15 protein-coding genes are annotated in these 14,267 nt (G+C 66.9%); 7 read left to right on the top strand and 8 right to left on the bottom strand.

Features of this window, described 5'->3' with window-relative positions; translation table 11 throughout:
* Window positions 1–7: 7 nt before the first annotated feature.
* From pilK to pilG, 5 genes are all read right to left on the bottom strand, one after another.
* On the bottom strand, window positions 8–883 hold the full coding sequence (gene pilK / locus HMPREF2886_RS27950; protein WP_003084594.1) for a type 4 fimbrial methyltransferase PilK: 876 nt from the start codon (window positions 881–883) through the stop codon (window positions 8–10).
* Window positions 884–943: 60 nt separating this feature from the next.
* Window positions 944–2,992: a chemotaxis chemoreceptor PilJ gene (gene pilJ / locus HMPREF2886_RS27945; protein ID WP_003084592.1), complete on the bottom strand. Its 2,049-nt coding sequence runs from the start codon at window positions 2,990–2,992 to the stop codon at window positions 944–946.
* 84 nt (window positions 2,993–3,076) lie between these two features.
* Window positions 3,077–3,613, bottom strand: coding sequence for a chemotaxis protein CheW (locus tag HMPREF2886_RS27940; protein ID WP_003084590.1), 537 nt, complete (start codon window positions 3,611–3,613; stop codon window positions 3,077–3,079).
* Between the two features lie 50 nt (window positions 3,614–3,663).
* Window positions 3,664–4,029 (bottom strand): twitching motility response regulator PilH, encoded by a 366-nt coding sequence (gene pilH, locus HMPREF2886_RS27935; protein ID WP_003084587.1) that lies wholly within the window; start codon window positions 4,027–4,029, stop codon window positions 3,664–3,666.
* 46 nt (window positions 4,030–4,075) lie between these two features.
* Window positions 4,076–4,483: a twitching motility response regulator PilG gene (pilG, locus tag HMPREF2886_RS27930; protein WP_003084583.1), complete on the bottom strand. Its 408-nt coding sequence runs from the start codon at window positions 4,481–4,483 to the stop codon at window positions 4,076–4,078.
* A gap of 254 nt (window positions 4,484–4,737) precedes the next feature.
* Between pilG and gshB the strand changes: the two genes are divergently transcribed.
* From gshB to HMPREF2886_RS27895, 7 genes are all read left to right on the top strand, one after another.
* Entirely contained in the window at window positions 4,738–5,691 is a 954-nt protein-coding gene (gene gshB / locus HMPREF2886_RS27925) for a glutathione synthase (RefSeq protein ID WP_033972297.1), read from the top strand.
* A gap of 137 nt (window positions 5,692–5,828) precedes the next feature.
* Window positions 5,829–6,722: a TonB family protein gene (locus tag HMPREF2886_RS27920; protein ID WP_003084580.1), complete on the top strand. Its 894-nt coding sequence runs from the start codon at window positions 5,829–5,831 to the stop codon at window positions 6,720–6,722.
* A 48-nt stretch (window positions 6,723–6,770) separates the two neighbouring features.
* Window positions 6,771–7,340 (top strand): YqgE/AlgH family protein, encoded by a 570-nt coding sequence (locus tag HMPREF2886_RS27915; protein ID WP_003084577.1) that lies wholly within the window; start codon window positions 6,771–6,773, stop codon window positions 7,338–7,340.
* Window positions 7,340–7,774, top strand: a complete 435-nt coding sequence (gene ruvX / locus HMPREF2886_RS27910; RefSeq protein WP_003084575.1) for a Holliday junction resolvase RuvX — start codon at window positions 7,340–7,342, stop codon at window positions 7,772–7,774. Before HMPREF2886_RS27915 ends, ruvX begins: the two co-directional genes overlap by 1 nt.
* Before the next feature lie 111 nt (window positions 7,775–7,885).
* Entirely contained in the window at window positions 7,886–8,398 is a 513-nt protein-coding gene (pyrR, locus tag HMPREF2886_RS27905) for a bifunctional pyr operon transcriptional regulator/uracil phosphoribosyltransferase PyrR (protein WP_033972296.1), read from the top strand.
* Between the two features lie 23 nt (window positions 8,399–8,421).
* Complete coding sequence (locus HMPREF2886_RS27900) at window positions 8,422–9,426, top strand: aspartate carbamoyltransferase catalytic subunit (protein WP_033972294.1); 1,005 nt, start codon at window positions 8,422–8,424, stop codon at window positions 9,424–9,426.
* A complete protein-coding gene (locus tag HMPREF2886_RS27895) occupies window positions 9,423–10,694 on the top strand; it encodes a dihydroorotase (RefSeq protein WP_033972293.1) in 1,272 nt (423 codons plus the stop codon). Before HMPREF2886_RS27900 ends, HMPREF2886_RS27895 begins: the two co-directional genes overlap by 4 nt.
* Window positions 10,695–10,941: 247 nt before the next feature.
* Here HMPREF2886_RS27895 and HMPREF2886_RS27890 read toward each other — a convergent pair whose 3' ends face one another.
* From HMPREF2886_RS27890 to HMPREF2886_RS27880, 3 genes are all read right to left on the bottom strand, one after another.
* Window positions 10,942–12,126 (bottom strand): cystathionine gamma-synthase, encoded by a 1,185-nt coding sequence (locus HMPREF2886_RS27890; RefSeq protein ID WP_033972291.1) that lies wholly within the window; start codon window positions 12,124–12,126, stop codon window positions 10,942–10,944.
* The gene (locus HMPREF2886_RS27885) at window positions 12,123–13,496 is read right to left on the bottom strand and encodes a pyridoxal-phosphate dependent enzyme (protein WP_004365040.1); all 1,374 of its coding nucleotides are present in this window, start codon (window positions 13,494–13,496) and stop codon (window positions 12,123–12,125) included. The genes HMPREF2886_RS27890 and HMPREF2886_RS27885 overlap by 4 nt, the downstream gene beginning before the upstream one ends.
* Window positions 13,497–13,738: 242 nt before the next feature.
* On the bottom strand, window positions 13,739–14,143 hold the full coding sequence (locus HMPREF2886_RS27880; RefSeq protein ID WP_003084560.1) for an NINE protein: 405 nt from the start codon (window positions 14,141–14,143) through the stop codon (window positions 13,739–13,741).
* Window positions 14,144–14,267: the final 124 nt, after the last annotated feature.

Raw genomic sequence — 14,267 nt, 5'->3', positions numbered from 1 at the left:
ACTCCATTCATGTGCCTGAGTACCCCTTACGGGTAAAGGCCAGGACCCGCTCGTCGGCGACCGGCTCGAGCTCCGGATGGCTCCAGTCGACCACTTCGCCGACCCCGATCACCAGCAAGCCTCCCGGCGCCAGCCGTTCGGCCAGCCGGTTGAGGATCTCGCGCCGTCGCCAGCGACGGAAGTAGATCAGCAGGTTCTGACAAAAAATCACGTCCATGCCGGACCACGGCGCCTTCGCCAGGTCCAGCACATTCAGCCGGGCGCAGCAGACGCGCTCGGTCAGTATCGTTTTCACGCTGAAGCTGCCGTCGGCCTGGCGTTCGCAATAGCGTTCGACCAGCCCGGCCTCCAGTTGCTCCAGCTTGCGGGCCGGATAGTTCGCCTGCCGCGCCCGCTGCAGGGCGTGAAGGCTGATATCCGTCCCGGTGACGCCGAAAAAATCTTCCCGTTCCTGCCCGCGCAACGCCTGCGCCGCGCACATCGCCAGCGAATAGGGTTCCTCGCCGCTGGAACAGCCGACGCTCCACAGGGCCCAGGGCCGCGGCATGCCTTCGCGGCGCAGGCGCTCGCCCAGGTAGCGCTCGAGCAGCTCGAAAGACGGGGGATGACGGAAGAAACGGGTTTCCTGGACGGTCAGGCGGTCCAGCAGGGTCGCCCACTCCACTGCGCCACGCGGACCGTCGGTCACCTGGCGGTAGTAGCTGTGGTAGTCGCCGATGCCCAGTTCACGCATACGCGCGGTCAGGCTGGCCTGCAGGAACGTCCGGCGCTGCTCGTTGAGCACCACGCCGGTGCGGTTCTCCAACAGGACCTGCCAGTCGCGGAACTCCGCTGCCGACATATCGGCCAGCGGCTGCAGTGACCAGACGCCGTTCGCCTGCATGCCGTGCCCCTCGTCCAAGGTGTCGACGCGGCGCCCGCCAGGCGGCCGCCGCGCCTATGCTCAGGCCTGCTCCACGCCCTCCGGCAGTTTGAAGCCGGATACCGAGTTGCGCATCTCGCTCGCCATCTTCGCCAGGTTGCCGATGCTCCGCGCGGTGGCGGTGGTACCGGCGGAGGTCTGCGAGGTGATCTCCTGAATGACGTTCATGGTGTTGGAAATGTGGCCGGCCGACGATGCCTGCTGACGGGCGGCGTTGGAGATGTTCTGGATCAGTGCCGCGAGGGTCTTGGATACCTTCTCGATCTCCTCCAGGGCCACACCGGCGTCCTGGGCCAGGCGCGCGCCGCGGACCACCTCGGAGGTGGTCTGCTCCATCGAGATCACCGCTTCGTTGGTGTCGGTCTGGATGGTCTTCACCAGCGCCTCGATCTGCTTGGTCGCCGCCGAGGAACGTTCCGCCAGTCGCTGTACCTCGTCCGCTACCACGGCGAAGCCGCGGCCCGCGTCCCCGGCCATCGACGCCTGGATCGCGGCGTTCAGGGCGAGGATGTTGGTCTGGTCGGCGATGTCGTTGATCAGGCTGACGATGTCGCCGATCTCCTGGGACGATTCGCCGAGGCGCTTGATTCGCTTCGAGGTGTCCTGGATCTGCTCGCGGATGTTGTCCATGCCGGTGATGGTGTTGTGCACCACCTCGTTGCCCTTGTTGGCGATGGCTACCGAACGTTCCGCTACCGCCGAGGACTCCGAGGCGTTCGCCGATACCTGGTCGATCGACACCGCCATTTCGTTGATCGCCGCCGAGGCGCCGGCGATTTCCTGCGCCTGGTGCTCGGAGGCTTCGGCCAGGTGCATCGCGGTGGACTGGGTTTCCTGGGCCGCTGCGGCCACCTGCACGGCGGTCTGGTTGATGGTCTCCACCAGTTCGCGGAGCTGGTCGATGGAGTAGTTGATCGAGTCGGCGATGGCGCCGGTGAAGTCCTCGGTCACGGTCGCGGCCACGGTCAGGTCGCCGTCCGCGAGGTCGGCGATCTCGTCGAGCAGACGCAGGATCGCGGCCTGGTTGCGGTCGTTCTTCTCGGCGGTCTCGGCCAGCCGGCGGTTGGTCTCGCGCACCATCACCAGGCCGATCAGGATGATCGAGGCCAGGGCCAGGGCGCCGAGGACGTAACCGGCGAACAGGTTGATGCTACGCCCGCCGGCCAGGTTCTCGAAGCCGTCGGCCAGTTGCGAGGCCTTGTCCAGCAGGGTCTGCGAAACGCTGAAGATGTTGTTCGCCGCTTCCCGGACCTGGAACAGGTCGGGCGAGGTCTCGAGGATCTCGTCCACCGAGCCGGAGACGAACTCGAAGAGTTCGGCGATCTCGTTCAGGCGATCCACCGCCTCGGCGTTGGTCACCTTGGAGATGCTCATCGCCGCGTTGCCTTCCTGCATGCCCTTCAGTACGCGGCCGAACAGGCTGGCGTCACGGCCGAAGCTGTCGGCGGCCTGCACCGAGTTCTCGTCGCCGGCCAGCACCTTGTTCACCGAGCCGAGGATACGTTCGGCGAGCAGCGACTGGCGCTGGGCGACCGCGACCTGGTCGGCCGGGGCACCGTTCTCCAGCAGGATGTCGACCACCTCTTCGTATTCCACCTGCAGCTGCGGGATGGTTTCGGCGAGGGTCGAGGCCACCTGGTGCAGGGACAGTACGGTCTGTTCGCTGGCGAGGATGGAGTCGGCGTTCTTGCGCAGGCCGTCCCAGTCCTGCTGCACCACGTCCATCTGCGGCTTCACCGCTTCGGGGCTGGGCGGCAGGGATGTGCTCTCGTCGCCGTTGACCAGGATGTTCCAGCGTTTCTCGAAGTCGTTGCGCGCGTCCTTCAGGAGCTTGAACGCCTCGCCCTTGCCCGCCGCCGCTTCGGTGGCGTTCTTCGCGATCCGCTGCGACAGGACGCGCAGTTCGCCGGCATGGCCGATGTACTGCTTGTCATGGTTCGACTGGGTGTTGAGGTAGGCAAAGTTGGCGAACAGCAACACGATCGAGACGATGAGGACGATGAACAGCCCCGCGATCACCGAGCTGCTGCGCATGCCCGCGAAAAGATTGCCTGCGTTGATTTTCTTCATATTTGGCCCCCGCCCGGACCGACCACGATTACGATTTCCATGTCACGACACGGGCCGGCAGACCGGCCCAACCGGTGAAGCTGTTTATACGGCGACGTCGAGGAAGCCCTGGTGTTGCGCCAGCGCATGCGGGCTGAACACCAGCCACGGCTGCTCTCGATGGAAGACGCCATGAATGAAGGGTTGCAGTGCCGCTTCTAGTGGCGGCAGCTGTTCGCTGAAGGTGTCCACCGGGAAGTGCTGCATGCCGAACACCTCATCGACGATGAGGCCGGCGAACACGTCCAGGTGCTCCACCACCAGCACCCGCCGCTGCTTGCGCAAGGGCGACAGTTCGGTGCCGAGGAAACCGCAGAGGTCCATGATCGGCAGCAGGCGGCCACGTACGTTGGCCACCCCCTTGACCCAGGTCTTCACGCCCGGCAGCTGGGTGTAGCGCGGTTCGTGCAGGACTTCGCCGACCTCCCCCATGGGAGCGACGAAGAACCGCCCGCCCATGCGGAAGCCGATCCCGCTCCAGCTCTGCACCGCCTCCTGCTGGGCCGGCAGGCCGGCGGCCAGGCGTCGGCAGCGCTGATCGATGTCGACGAGGAGCTGGAAGGGGGTCTGAACGTCCGACATGCGGGGCCTGGTCTTTCCGGGGTCAGGGTGAGCGATGCGCTGCGAAGGGCTCAGCCCGCCAGCACCGCATTGATGGTTTTCAGCAGGGTCTCTTCGTCCACCGGCTTGGTCAGGTAGTCGCGCGCGCCCTGGCGCTTGCCCCAGACCTTGTCGGTCTCCTGATCCTTGGTGGTGACGATGATCACCGGGATGGCGCTGGTCTCGGCGTCCTTGGTCAACTGACGGGTCGCCTGGAAGCCGTTGAGGCCGGGCATGACGATGTCCATCAGGACCACGTCGGGCTTTTCCTGGCGGGCCAGGGCGACGCCGTCGCCGCCGTTCTCGGCCTTGAGTACCTGGTGGCCATGCTTTTCCAGCATGGCGGTCAGCTTGTACATCTCGGTCGGAGAGTCATCAACAATCAAAATACGAGCCATGGGATCCCCATCACGAAATAAGCATCAACGGCCATGCGGCCGGATATCAGGAAACGGCGTCCACCGGGGTGAAGCTGGGTACGTGTGCCTTGATCGCGCCCAGCAGCTCTTCCTTGCTGAACGGCTTGGTGAGGTACTGGTCGGAGCCGACGATGCGCCCCTTGGCCTTGTCGAACAGGCCGTCCTTGGAGGACAGCATGATCACCGGGGTGGACTTGAACGCGCTGTTGTTCTTGATCAGGGCGCAGGTCTGATAGCCATCCAGGCGCGGCATCATGATGTCGACGAAAATGATGTTCGGATGGGTATCGGCGATCTTAGCCAGGGCATCGAAGCCGTCGATTGCCGTGATCACGTCGCAACCGACCTTTTTCAGCAGTGTTTCGGCGGTGCGACGAATCGTTTTCGAATCGTCGATCACCATCACTTTCAAACCGTCGGATTGCTGTTCCATGTTCGCCCTATATCGACTCGGTGAATCATTCTTCTGTGTTTTCTTCAGTGCGCTAACGCCCTGTCACCGACGGGCTGCGACCCAATCGCGGGCCTTTTTAGCACACTCGACGCAACTCTATCCATAATGCCCGGAACAGGCCGGCTTTTTCCTTGACCAAGCGCAAACGGGGCGCCAACCTGAGCGTCAAACCCGCTTGCCACGCGGCCTCCCCGCCGCGACCGGACAACCCACCCCCTTTCGGAGGAATTCCCATGAGCGTACGCCTCGGGATCGTCATGGACCCCATCGCGCGCATCAACTTCAAGAAGGACAGCTCGCTCGCCATGCTGCTGGCTGCCCAGGCCCGCGGCTGGTCGCTGTTCTACATGGAACAGCAGGACCTCTACCAGAAGGCCGGCGTCGCGCGTGGACGCATGCGCCCGCTGAAGGTCTTCAACGATGCCTCCCGCTGGTTCGAACTGGAAGCGGAAAGCGACCAACCGCTGCACGAACTGGACGTGATCCTGATGCGCAAGGACCCGCCCTTCGATAACGAATTCGTCTATTCGACCTACCTGCTGGAACAGGCCGAGCGTGCCGGCGTCCTGGTGGTGAACCGGCCGCAGAGCCTGCGCGACTGCAACGAGAAGTTCTTCGCCACGCAGTTCACCCAGTGCACTCCGCCGACGATGGTCAGCCGGCGATCCGATATTCTGCGCGAGTTTGCCGCCGAGCATCGTGACATCATTCTCAAACCCCTGGACGGAATGGGCGGTTCGTCGATATTTCGTCACCGCGAAGGCGACCCGAACCTCTCGGTGATCCTCGAGACCCTCACCCAGCATGGCAGCCAGCAGATCATGGCGCAGCGCTATCTGCCGGAAATCAAGGACGGCGACAAGCGCATCCTGATGATCGACGGCGAACCGGTGCCCTACTGCCTGGCGCGCATCCCCGCCCAGGGCGAGACCCGCGGCAACCTCGCCGCCGGCGGCCGCGGCGTGGCCCAGCCGCTGAGCGAGCGTGACCGCTGGATCGCCGCCGAGGTCGGCCCGCACCTGCGCGAGCGCGGCCTGCTGTTCGTCGGCCTCGACGTGATCGGCGATTATCTGACGGAAATCAACGTCACCAGCCCGACCTGCATCCGCGAGATCGACCAGGCCTTCGACACCCGAATCGGCGACAAGCTGATGGACGCCATCGCCGCCCAGCTGGCTGCCCGCTGAATCGCGCGGGCGGGCCTCGGTCCGCCCGCCTCGGCCCGCCACGGCGAGCGACCGCGTGTCCAAGGCGCGGAGTGCGTCATAGACTTTTCCGCCCCCCATCGGCAGACTTCGCCCCACGCCAGCCACCACGATCCGCAATGAACGCCGCCGTCCTCAAGTCCCCCTCCGCCGCTGCCGGCGTCCGCCCGGCGGACCGTTTGGGCTTCACCCTGTTCATCGCAGCCATCCTGCACGTCGCCTTCATCCTCGGGGTGGGCTTCTCCATGCCCGCGCCGAGCCAGATCAGCAAGACCCTGGAAATCACCCTGGCCACCTTCAAGAGCGACAAGGCGCCGGAGAAGGCCGACTACCTCGCGCAGATGAACCAGCAGGGCAGCGGTACCCTGGAGCACAAGGCCGCGCCGAAGACCACCGAGGTCGCGCCGTTCCAGGACAACCAGGTGAAGAAAGTCGCGCCGCCGGCAACGCCGAAGCAGGCCAGGAGCGAAGAGGCGCCCAAGGCCGCGGTGACCACCACCCGCCAGCGCCAGCAGAAGGCACCGAGCAAGACCCAGGCACAGAAAGCCGAGCAGGTCGCCAAGCCGGCGCCGCATTTCGACTCCACCCAGCTGTCGGCGGAAATCGCCAGCCTCGAGGCCGACCTGGCCAAGGAGCAGCAGGCCTACGCCAAGCGCCCGCGCATCCACCGCCTGAGCGCCGCCTCGACCATGCGCGACAAGGGCGCCTGGTACAAGGAAGACTGGCGCAAGAAGATCGAACGCATCGGCAACCTCAACTACCCCGACGAGGCCCGCCGGCAGAAGCTCTACGGCAGCCTGCGGCTGCTGGTGTCGATCAACCGCGACGGCACCATCTACGAGGTGCAGGTGCTGGAGTCTTCCGGCGAGCCGATCCTCGACCAGGCCGCCCAGCGTATCGTCCGCCTGGCCGCGCCCTATGCGCCGTTCAGCGGCGACCTGGCCGACATCGACCGGCTGGAGATCATCCGTACCTGGCGCTTCGAACGCGGCGACCGGCTGTCCAGCAAGTAGCGCCGGCAAGGCTGGCTTTCTCGCGTCCGAAGCAGGACACTAGCGGCCATGAAACAGAGCAGCCCAACCTACCTCAAGCATCATTTCCTGATCGCCATGCCGCACATGGCCGACCCCAATTTCGCCCAGACCGTGACCTATCTGGTCGAACACAACGAGCAGGGCGCCATGGGCCTGGTGATCAACCGTCCCAGCGGCCTCAACCTGGCGGAAGTCCTCGAACAGCTCAAGCCGGACGCCCTGCCGCCGGCGCGCTGCCAGCACATCGACATCTACAACGGCGGCCCGGTGCAGACCGACCGCGGCTTCGTCCTCCACCCCAGCGGCCTGAGCTACCAGTCGACCCTGGAACTGGGCGAGCTGGCGATGTCCACCTCGCAGGACGTGCTGTTCGCCATCGCCGCCGGCACCGGTCCGGAAAAGAGCCTGATCAGCCTCGGCTATGCCGGCTGGGAAGCCGGCCAGCTGGAGGCCGAGCTGAGCGACAACGCCTGGCTGACCTGTCCGGCGGACCCGGCGATCCTCTTCGACCTGCCGGCCGAGGAGCGCCTCAGCGCCGCCGCCGCGCGCCTGGGCGTCAACCTCAGCCTGCTCACCGCCCAGGCTGGTCACGCCTGATGGCCAGCGACAAGCCGCTGCGCCTGCTGCTGGGCTTCGACTACGGCACCCGGCAGATCGGCGTCGCCGTCGGCCAGGCGGTGACCGGCCAGGCCCGCGAGCTGTGCGTATTGAAGGCGCAGAACGGCGTGCCGGACTGGAACCGGGTGGAAGCGCTGATCAAGGAATGGCAGCCGGACGCCATCGTCGTCGGCCTGCCGCTGAACATGGACGGCAGCCCAAGCGAGATGAGCGAGCGCGCGGAAAAGTTCGGCCGCCGCCTCAACGGCCGTTTCAACCTGCCGGTCTTTACCCACGACGAACGCCTCACGACCTATGCCGCCAAGGGCGAGCGCCTGGCCCAGGGCCAGCGCGACGGCTACCGCGAGCGACCGGTGGACGCCCTGGCCGCCGCCCTGCTGCTGGAAGGCTGGCTGGCCGAACACCCGGATTGACCCATGGCAGCCGGCACGCCGCCGGTTGCCATTATGCTTTCGCCACCGCGGGCGCCTCCCTACAGCGGGCCCTCCCGGCGGCCATCCCATCGATGTCAGCGAGGAGCCACCATGAGCCTACCCAATCCCGCCGAACTCCTGCCGCGCATGGCCAGCGACCTGCGCGCCCATCTCGCCGAGCGCGGCATCGAGCGGCCGCGCTTCGTCGGCATCCATACCGGCGGCATCTGGGTCGCCGAGGCGCTGCTGCGGGAACTGGGCAACGAAGAGCCGCTGGGAACCCTCGACGTCTCCTTCTACCGCGACGACTTCACCCAGAACGGCCTGCATCCGCAGGTCCGCCCGTCGGCGCTGCCGTTCGAGATCGACGGCCAGCACCTGGTCCTGGTGGACGATGTGCTGATGAGCGGCCGCACCATCCGCGCCGCGCTCAACGAACTGTTCGACTACGGTCGTCCTGCCAGCGTGACCCTGGTCTGCCTGCTCGACCTGAACGCCCGGGAGCTGCCGATCCGTCCCGACGTGGTCGGCCAGACCCTGTCCCTGGGGCGCGATGAACGGGTAAAATTGGTCGGTCCCGCACCGCTCGCCCTCGAGCGCAAGGTCCTCTCCTCCGCTTCCTGATCCTCTTCACTAGGGCCTGCCCCATGCCGACAGACGCCAAGCGCCCGCTGCAGCTCAACGACCAGGGCCAGCTGCGCCACTTCATCTCGCTCGACGGTTTGCCCCGCGAGCTGCTCACCGAAATCCTCGACACCGCCGACTCCTTCCTGGAAGTCGGCGCCCGCGCGGTGAAAAAGGTCCCGCTGCTGCGCGGCAAGACCGTCTGCAACGTGTTCTTCGAGAACTCCACGCGCACCCGCACCACCTTCGAGCTGGCCGCCCAGCGGCTGTCGGCCGACGTGATCAGCCTGAACGTATCCACCTCTTCCACCAGCAAGGGCGAGACGCTCACCGACACCCTGCGCAACCTGGAGGCGATGGCCGCCGACATGTTCGTGGTGCGCCACAGCGACTCGGGCGCGGCGCACTTCATCGCCGAGCACGTCAGCCCCAACGTGGCGGTGATCAACGGCGGCGACGGCCGCCACGCGCACCCCACCCAGGGGATGCTCGACATGCTGACCATCCGCCGGCACAAAGGGAACTTCGAGCAGCTATCGGTGGCGATCGTCGGCGATATCCTGCACTCGCGAGTAGCCCGTTCGAACATGTTGGCGCTCAAGACCCTGGGTTGCCCGGACATCCGCGTGATCGCCCCGCGCACCCTGTTGCCGGTCGGCCTGGAAGAGCAGTACGGCGTGCGCGTGTTCACCAACGCCGACGAAGGCCTGAAGGGCGTCGACGTGGTGATCATGCTGCGCCTGCAACGCGAGCGCATGCAGGGTGGCCTGCTGCCCAGCGAGGGCGAGTTCTTCAAGCTCTACGGCCTGACCGAGAAGCGCCTGAAGCTGGCCAAGCCGGATGCCATCGTCATGCACCCGGGCCCGATCAACCGTGGCGTGGAGATCGAGTCGGCGGTGGCCGACGGGGCCCAGTCGGTGATCCTCAACCAGGTCACCTACGGCATCGCCATCCGCATGGCGGTGCTGTCCATGGCCATGAGCGGCCAGAATACCCAACGCCAGCTGGAACAGGAGGACGCCGAATGACCATCAGTATCCGAGGCGCCCGCGTCATCGACCCGGCCAGCGGCCTGGACCAGGTCGGCGACCTCCATATCGAGGCCGGCAAGATCGTCGCCATCGGCGCCGCGCCGACCGGCTTCAGCGCCCAGAAGACCCTCGACGGCGCCGGCCTGGTGGCCGCGCCGGGACTGGTCGATCTCAGCGTCGCCCTGCGCGAGCCGGGCTACGGACGCAAGGGCAACGTCGAAAGCGAGACCCGCGCCGCCGCGGCCGGCGGCACCACCAGCCTGTGCTGCCCGCCCTACACCCGGCCGGTGCTGGACACCCCGGCGGTGGCCGAACTGATCCTCGACCGCGCCCGCGAGGCCGGCAACGCCAAGGTCTACCCCATCGGCGCGCTGACCCGCGGCTTCGGCGGCGAGCAACTGTCGGAACTGGTGGCCCTGCGCGACACCGGTTGCGTGGCCTTCACCAATGGCCTGCATGGCTTCGCCAGCAACCGCATCCTGCGGCGCGCCCTGGAGTACGCGGCGACCTTCGACCTGACGGTGATCTTCACCTCCCAGGACACCGATCTCGCCGAAGGCGGCCTCGCCCACGAAGGCCCGACCGCCAGCTTCCTCGGCCTCGCGGGGATCCCGGAAACCGCCGAGACCGTGGCCCTGGCCCGCAACCTGCTGCTGGTGGAACAGAGCGGCGTGCGCGCGCACTTCAGCCAACTGACCAGCGCCCGCGGCATCGAACTCGTCGCCCAGGCCCAGGCCCGTGGCCTGCCGGTGACCTGCGACGTGGCGCTGTACCAGTTGATCCTCACCGACGAAGCGCTGGTGGGCTTCTCCAGCCTCTACCACGTGCAACCGCCGCTGCGCACCAGGGCCGATCGCGAAGCCCTGCGCGAGGCGGTGAAGAGCGGCGTGGTACAAGCCATCGCCAGCCACCACCAACCCCACGAGGCGGACGCCAAGAACGCGCCGTTCGCCGCCACCGAGCCGGGCATCAGCGGCGCCGAGCTGCTGCTGCCGCTGGCGATGACGCTGGTGCAGGACGGCCTGCTCGACCTGCCGACCCTCCTCGCCCGCCTCTCCCACGGCCCGGCCCAGGCGCTGCGCCTGCCCGCCGGGCGCCTGGCGGTGGGCCAGGCCGCCGACCTGGTGCTGTTCGACCCGCAGGGTTCGACCCTGGCCGGTGAGAGCTGGTACTCGAAGGGGCAGAACAGCCCGTTCGTCGGTCACTGCCTGCCGGGACGAGTGCGTTACACCCTGGTGGACGGACACCTGACCCACGAGGGTTGACCCCTGCCACCATGAAAAAGCCCGCCATCCGGCGGGCTTTTTCATCTTCGCGTTCGCGATTCCGGGGGGCGTATCCGTTGCCGGGGCGGGCGCTCTCTCCCGGAGAGGAGGGGAGACGGGAAGCCTCGGCCACCAACCCGCCTCAACGGCAGGGCGAATAACGCGGAGCGTTATCCGCCGAGGCATGCTCGCCGGGAACACCCGATGGCCGGCAGCCGCGCCGGTCGGCGCCGCGCCCTGCGGAGCCTCAGATCTTCGCCAGCGCCTGCGCCAGGTCGGCCTGCAGGTCCTCCAGCGCCTCGACGCCCACCGACAGGCGGATCAGCGAGTCACCGATGCCCAGTTCGCCGCGGGTTTCCGCCGGGATGCTGGCGTGGGTCATGATCGCCGGATGCTCGATCAGGCTTTCCACCCCGCCCAGGCTCTCCGCCAGGGAGAAGATCCGCACGTTCTCCAGGAAGCGCCGGGCACCGGCCAGGTCGCAGCGCAGGTCGAGGGAGATCATCCCGCCGAAGCCACGCATCTGCCGTTTCGCCAGCTCATGCTGCGGGTGCGAAGCCAGGCCGGGGTAGTAGACCCGCGCCACCTGCGGCTGGCGCTCCAGCCACTGGGCCAGGGCCAGGGCGTTGCTGCAATGGCGCTCCATGCGCAGGGCCAGGGTCTTCACCCCGCGCAGTGTGAGGAAGGCGTCGAACGGCCCGGAGATGGCGCCCACCGAGTTCTGCAGGAAGCCCAGGCGCTCCCGTAGGTCCGGGTTGTCGCCGACGATGGCGATACCGCCGATCACGTCGGAATGGCCGTTCAGGTACTTGGTGGTGGAGTGCACCACCACGTCGAAGCCGAGTTCCAGAGGGCGCTGGATGTAGGGACTGGCGAAGGTGTTGTCGGCCACGCTGATGATGCCGCGGGCGCGGCAGAGCTGGGCGATGGCGCGCAGGTCGGTGAGGCGCAGCAGCGGGTTGCTCGGGGTTTCCACCCAGACCATGCGGGTTTCCGGGGTCAGCGCGGCCTCGAAGGCCTGCAGGTCGGTCGGGTCGACGAAGCTGAAGCGATGCCCGGCGCTGCGCCGGCGGACCCGCTCGAACAGGCGGAAGGTACCGCCGTAGAGGTCATTGCCGGAAACGATGTGGGAACCTGCGTCGAGCAATTCCAGCACCGAAGAGATCGCCGCCAGGCCGGAGGCGAAGGCGAACGCCTGGGCACCGCCCTCGAGGTCGGCCACGCAGCGCTCCAGGGCCCAGCGGGTCGGGTTGTGCGAGCGGCCGTAGTCGAGCCCCTTGTGTACCCCGGGGCTTTCCTGGATGTAGGTGGAGTTGGCATAGATCGGCGGCATGATCGCGCCGGTCGAGGGATCGGGGGCCTGCCCGGCGTGGATGACCCGGGTCGCGAAGGCCTGGGCCGGGGCGTCGGGATGCTGGTCGTGCTGGCTCATGTGAGCTTTCTCCGCAAATGGTTCAACAGGTCGAAACGGGTGATCAGGCCGTGGAAGCCGCTGGCATCGGCAACGATCGCCACCAGGCCACGGTCCAGGACCGCCTGCAACTGGGCCAGGCTGGCGCCGGGCGCGAGGGTCTCCGGCGCGGCGTTCATCGCGCTGCTTACCGCATCGCGGAAGCGTGGCGCGTCGGCGTGGACGCCGAGCAGGATATCCGACTCGTCGATCACGCCGACCAGTTTTCCATCGTCGAGCACCGGCAATTGCGAAACGTCGGCCAGGCGCATGCGCTGGAAGGCGGTGAGCAGGGTGTCGTCCGGACCGACGCTGATCACCCGGCCCTCCTCGAAGCGCCGCGCGATGATGTCGCGCAGGTCGCCGTAGTGCTTGCGTTGCAGCAGGCCCTGGTCGGTCATCCACTGGTCGTTGTAGATCTTCGACAGGTAGCGGGTGCCGGTATCGCAGACGAAGCTGACCACCCGCTTCGGCTCCTTCTGCTCGCGGCAGAAACGCAGCGCCGCGGCCAGCAGGGTACCGGTGGAGGAGCCGCCGGGAATGCCCTCGACGCGCAACAGCTCGCGGGCCATGGCGAAGCTTTCCTCGTCGCTGATGGAGTAGGCATGGCGCACGCTGGAGAGGTCGGCGATGGCCGGCACGAAGTCCTCGCCGATGCCCTCCACCGCCCAGGAACCCGGCGTACCCAGGGTGCCGGAGCGGGAATACTCGGCCATGATCGAGCCCTCGGGGTCGGCAAGAACCATCTCCAGCTCCGGCTGGACCTTCTGGAAGAACCGGGTAAGGCCGGTCAGGGTACCGGAGGAGCCGACGCCGACGACGATGGCGTCGAGATCGTGGCCGGTCTGCGCCCAGAGCTCCGGGCCGGTGCCGCACTCGTGGGCCAGCGGGTTGGCCGGGTTGTTGAACTGGTCGGCGAAGAAGGCGCCGGGAATGTCCTGCGCCAGGCGCGCGGCAACGTCCTGGTAGTACTCCGGATGGCCCTTGCCGACGTCCGAGCGGGTGATGTGCACCTCGGCGCCCATGGCGCGCAGGTGCAGGACCTTCTCGGTGGACATCTTGTCCGGCACCACCAGCACCACCCGGTAGCCCTTGGCGCGGCCGACCAGGGCCAGGCCGAGACCGGTGTTGCCGGCGGTGGCCTCGACGATGGTGCCACCGGGCCGCAGGCGGCCGTCACGCTCGGCGGCCTCGATCATGGCGACACCGATGCGATCCTTGATGGAGCCGCCGGGGTTCTGCGATTCGAGCTTGAGGAACAGGGTGCAGGGGCCGGTATCGAAGCGCGTCACGCGAACCAGCGGGGTGTTGCCGATCAGGTCGAGCACGGCGGGACGTGAGTCGGAAGTCATCTTTTCTCCTTTCGGTGTTTCCGCACGGAGCGATACGGTGCGCGGCCTCGTGAGCCATTGCACCTATCCGTTCTGGGGCTTGCAGACCATAGGGGCTGGCGCGCGCGGGCGCCAATAACCTACAGGTAGAACGTTAGAACCTTTGGTTCCTTAAGTCCCGCCGGAGGAATTCCCTGCCGAGCGCGGCGACACCCATGAAAAAGCCCGCCGGATGGCGGGCTTCTCGCGTCTGGCGACGGGCCTCAGATGCGCTGCGGCCCGTTGCGCTCGGACACCTGTCCGTTGAGGGTCCAGAAGTCGTAGAGCACGCCGAGGAAGAACAAGCCGCCGGTGAACAGGTAGATGATCCCGGTGATCCACTTGCCCATGTACATCCTGTGTACGCCGAGCACGCCGAGGAAGGTCAGCAGGATCCAGGCCACGTTGTAGTCCAGGTTGCCGCCCTGGAAACGCCGGTCGGCCTCGCGGTCCATCGACGGGATGAGGAACAGGTCGATGATCCAGCCGATGAAGAACAGGCCGAAGGTGAAGAACCAGATAGTCCCGGTGATCGGCTTGCCGTAATAGAAGCGGTGCGAACCGGTGAAACCGAAGATCCACAGCAGGTAGCCGATGGCCTTGCTATGGGTGTCGTGCTGTTGAGTCATGCGTCCCCCTCGTTGCGTGCGCGGCTGCGGCCGCGCTTGAGCCGCAGGTTAGCGGAGCGGCGGACGCCGCGCCAGAGCGGCCCGGCGCATGACAGTTTTGCAATTGCCTATCCTGTAGGCTGGT

The organism is Pseudomonas sp. HMSC066A08, from assembly GCF_001813025.1.
GTDB classification, from domain to species: domain Bacteria; phylum Pseudomonadota; class Gammaproteobacteria; order Pseudomonadales; family Pseudomonadaceae; genus Pseudomonas; species Pseudomonas aeruginosa.
The sequence above is the reverse complement of the archived record's forward strand: the minus strand, read 5'-3'. Positions and strand labels throughout refer to the sequence as shown.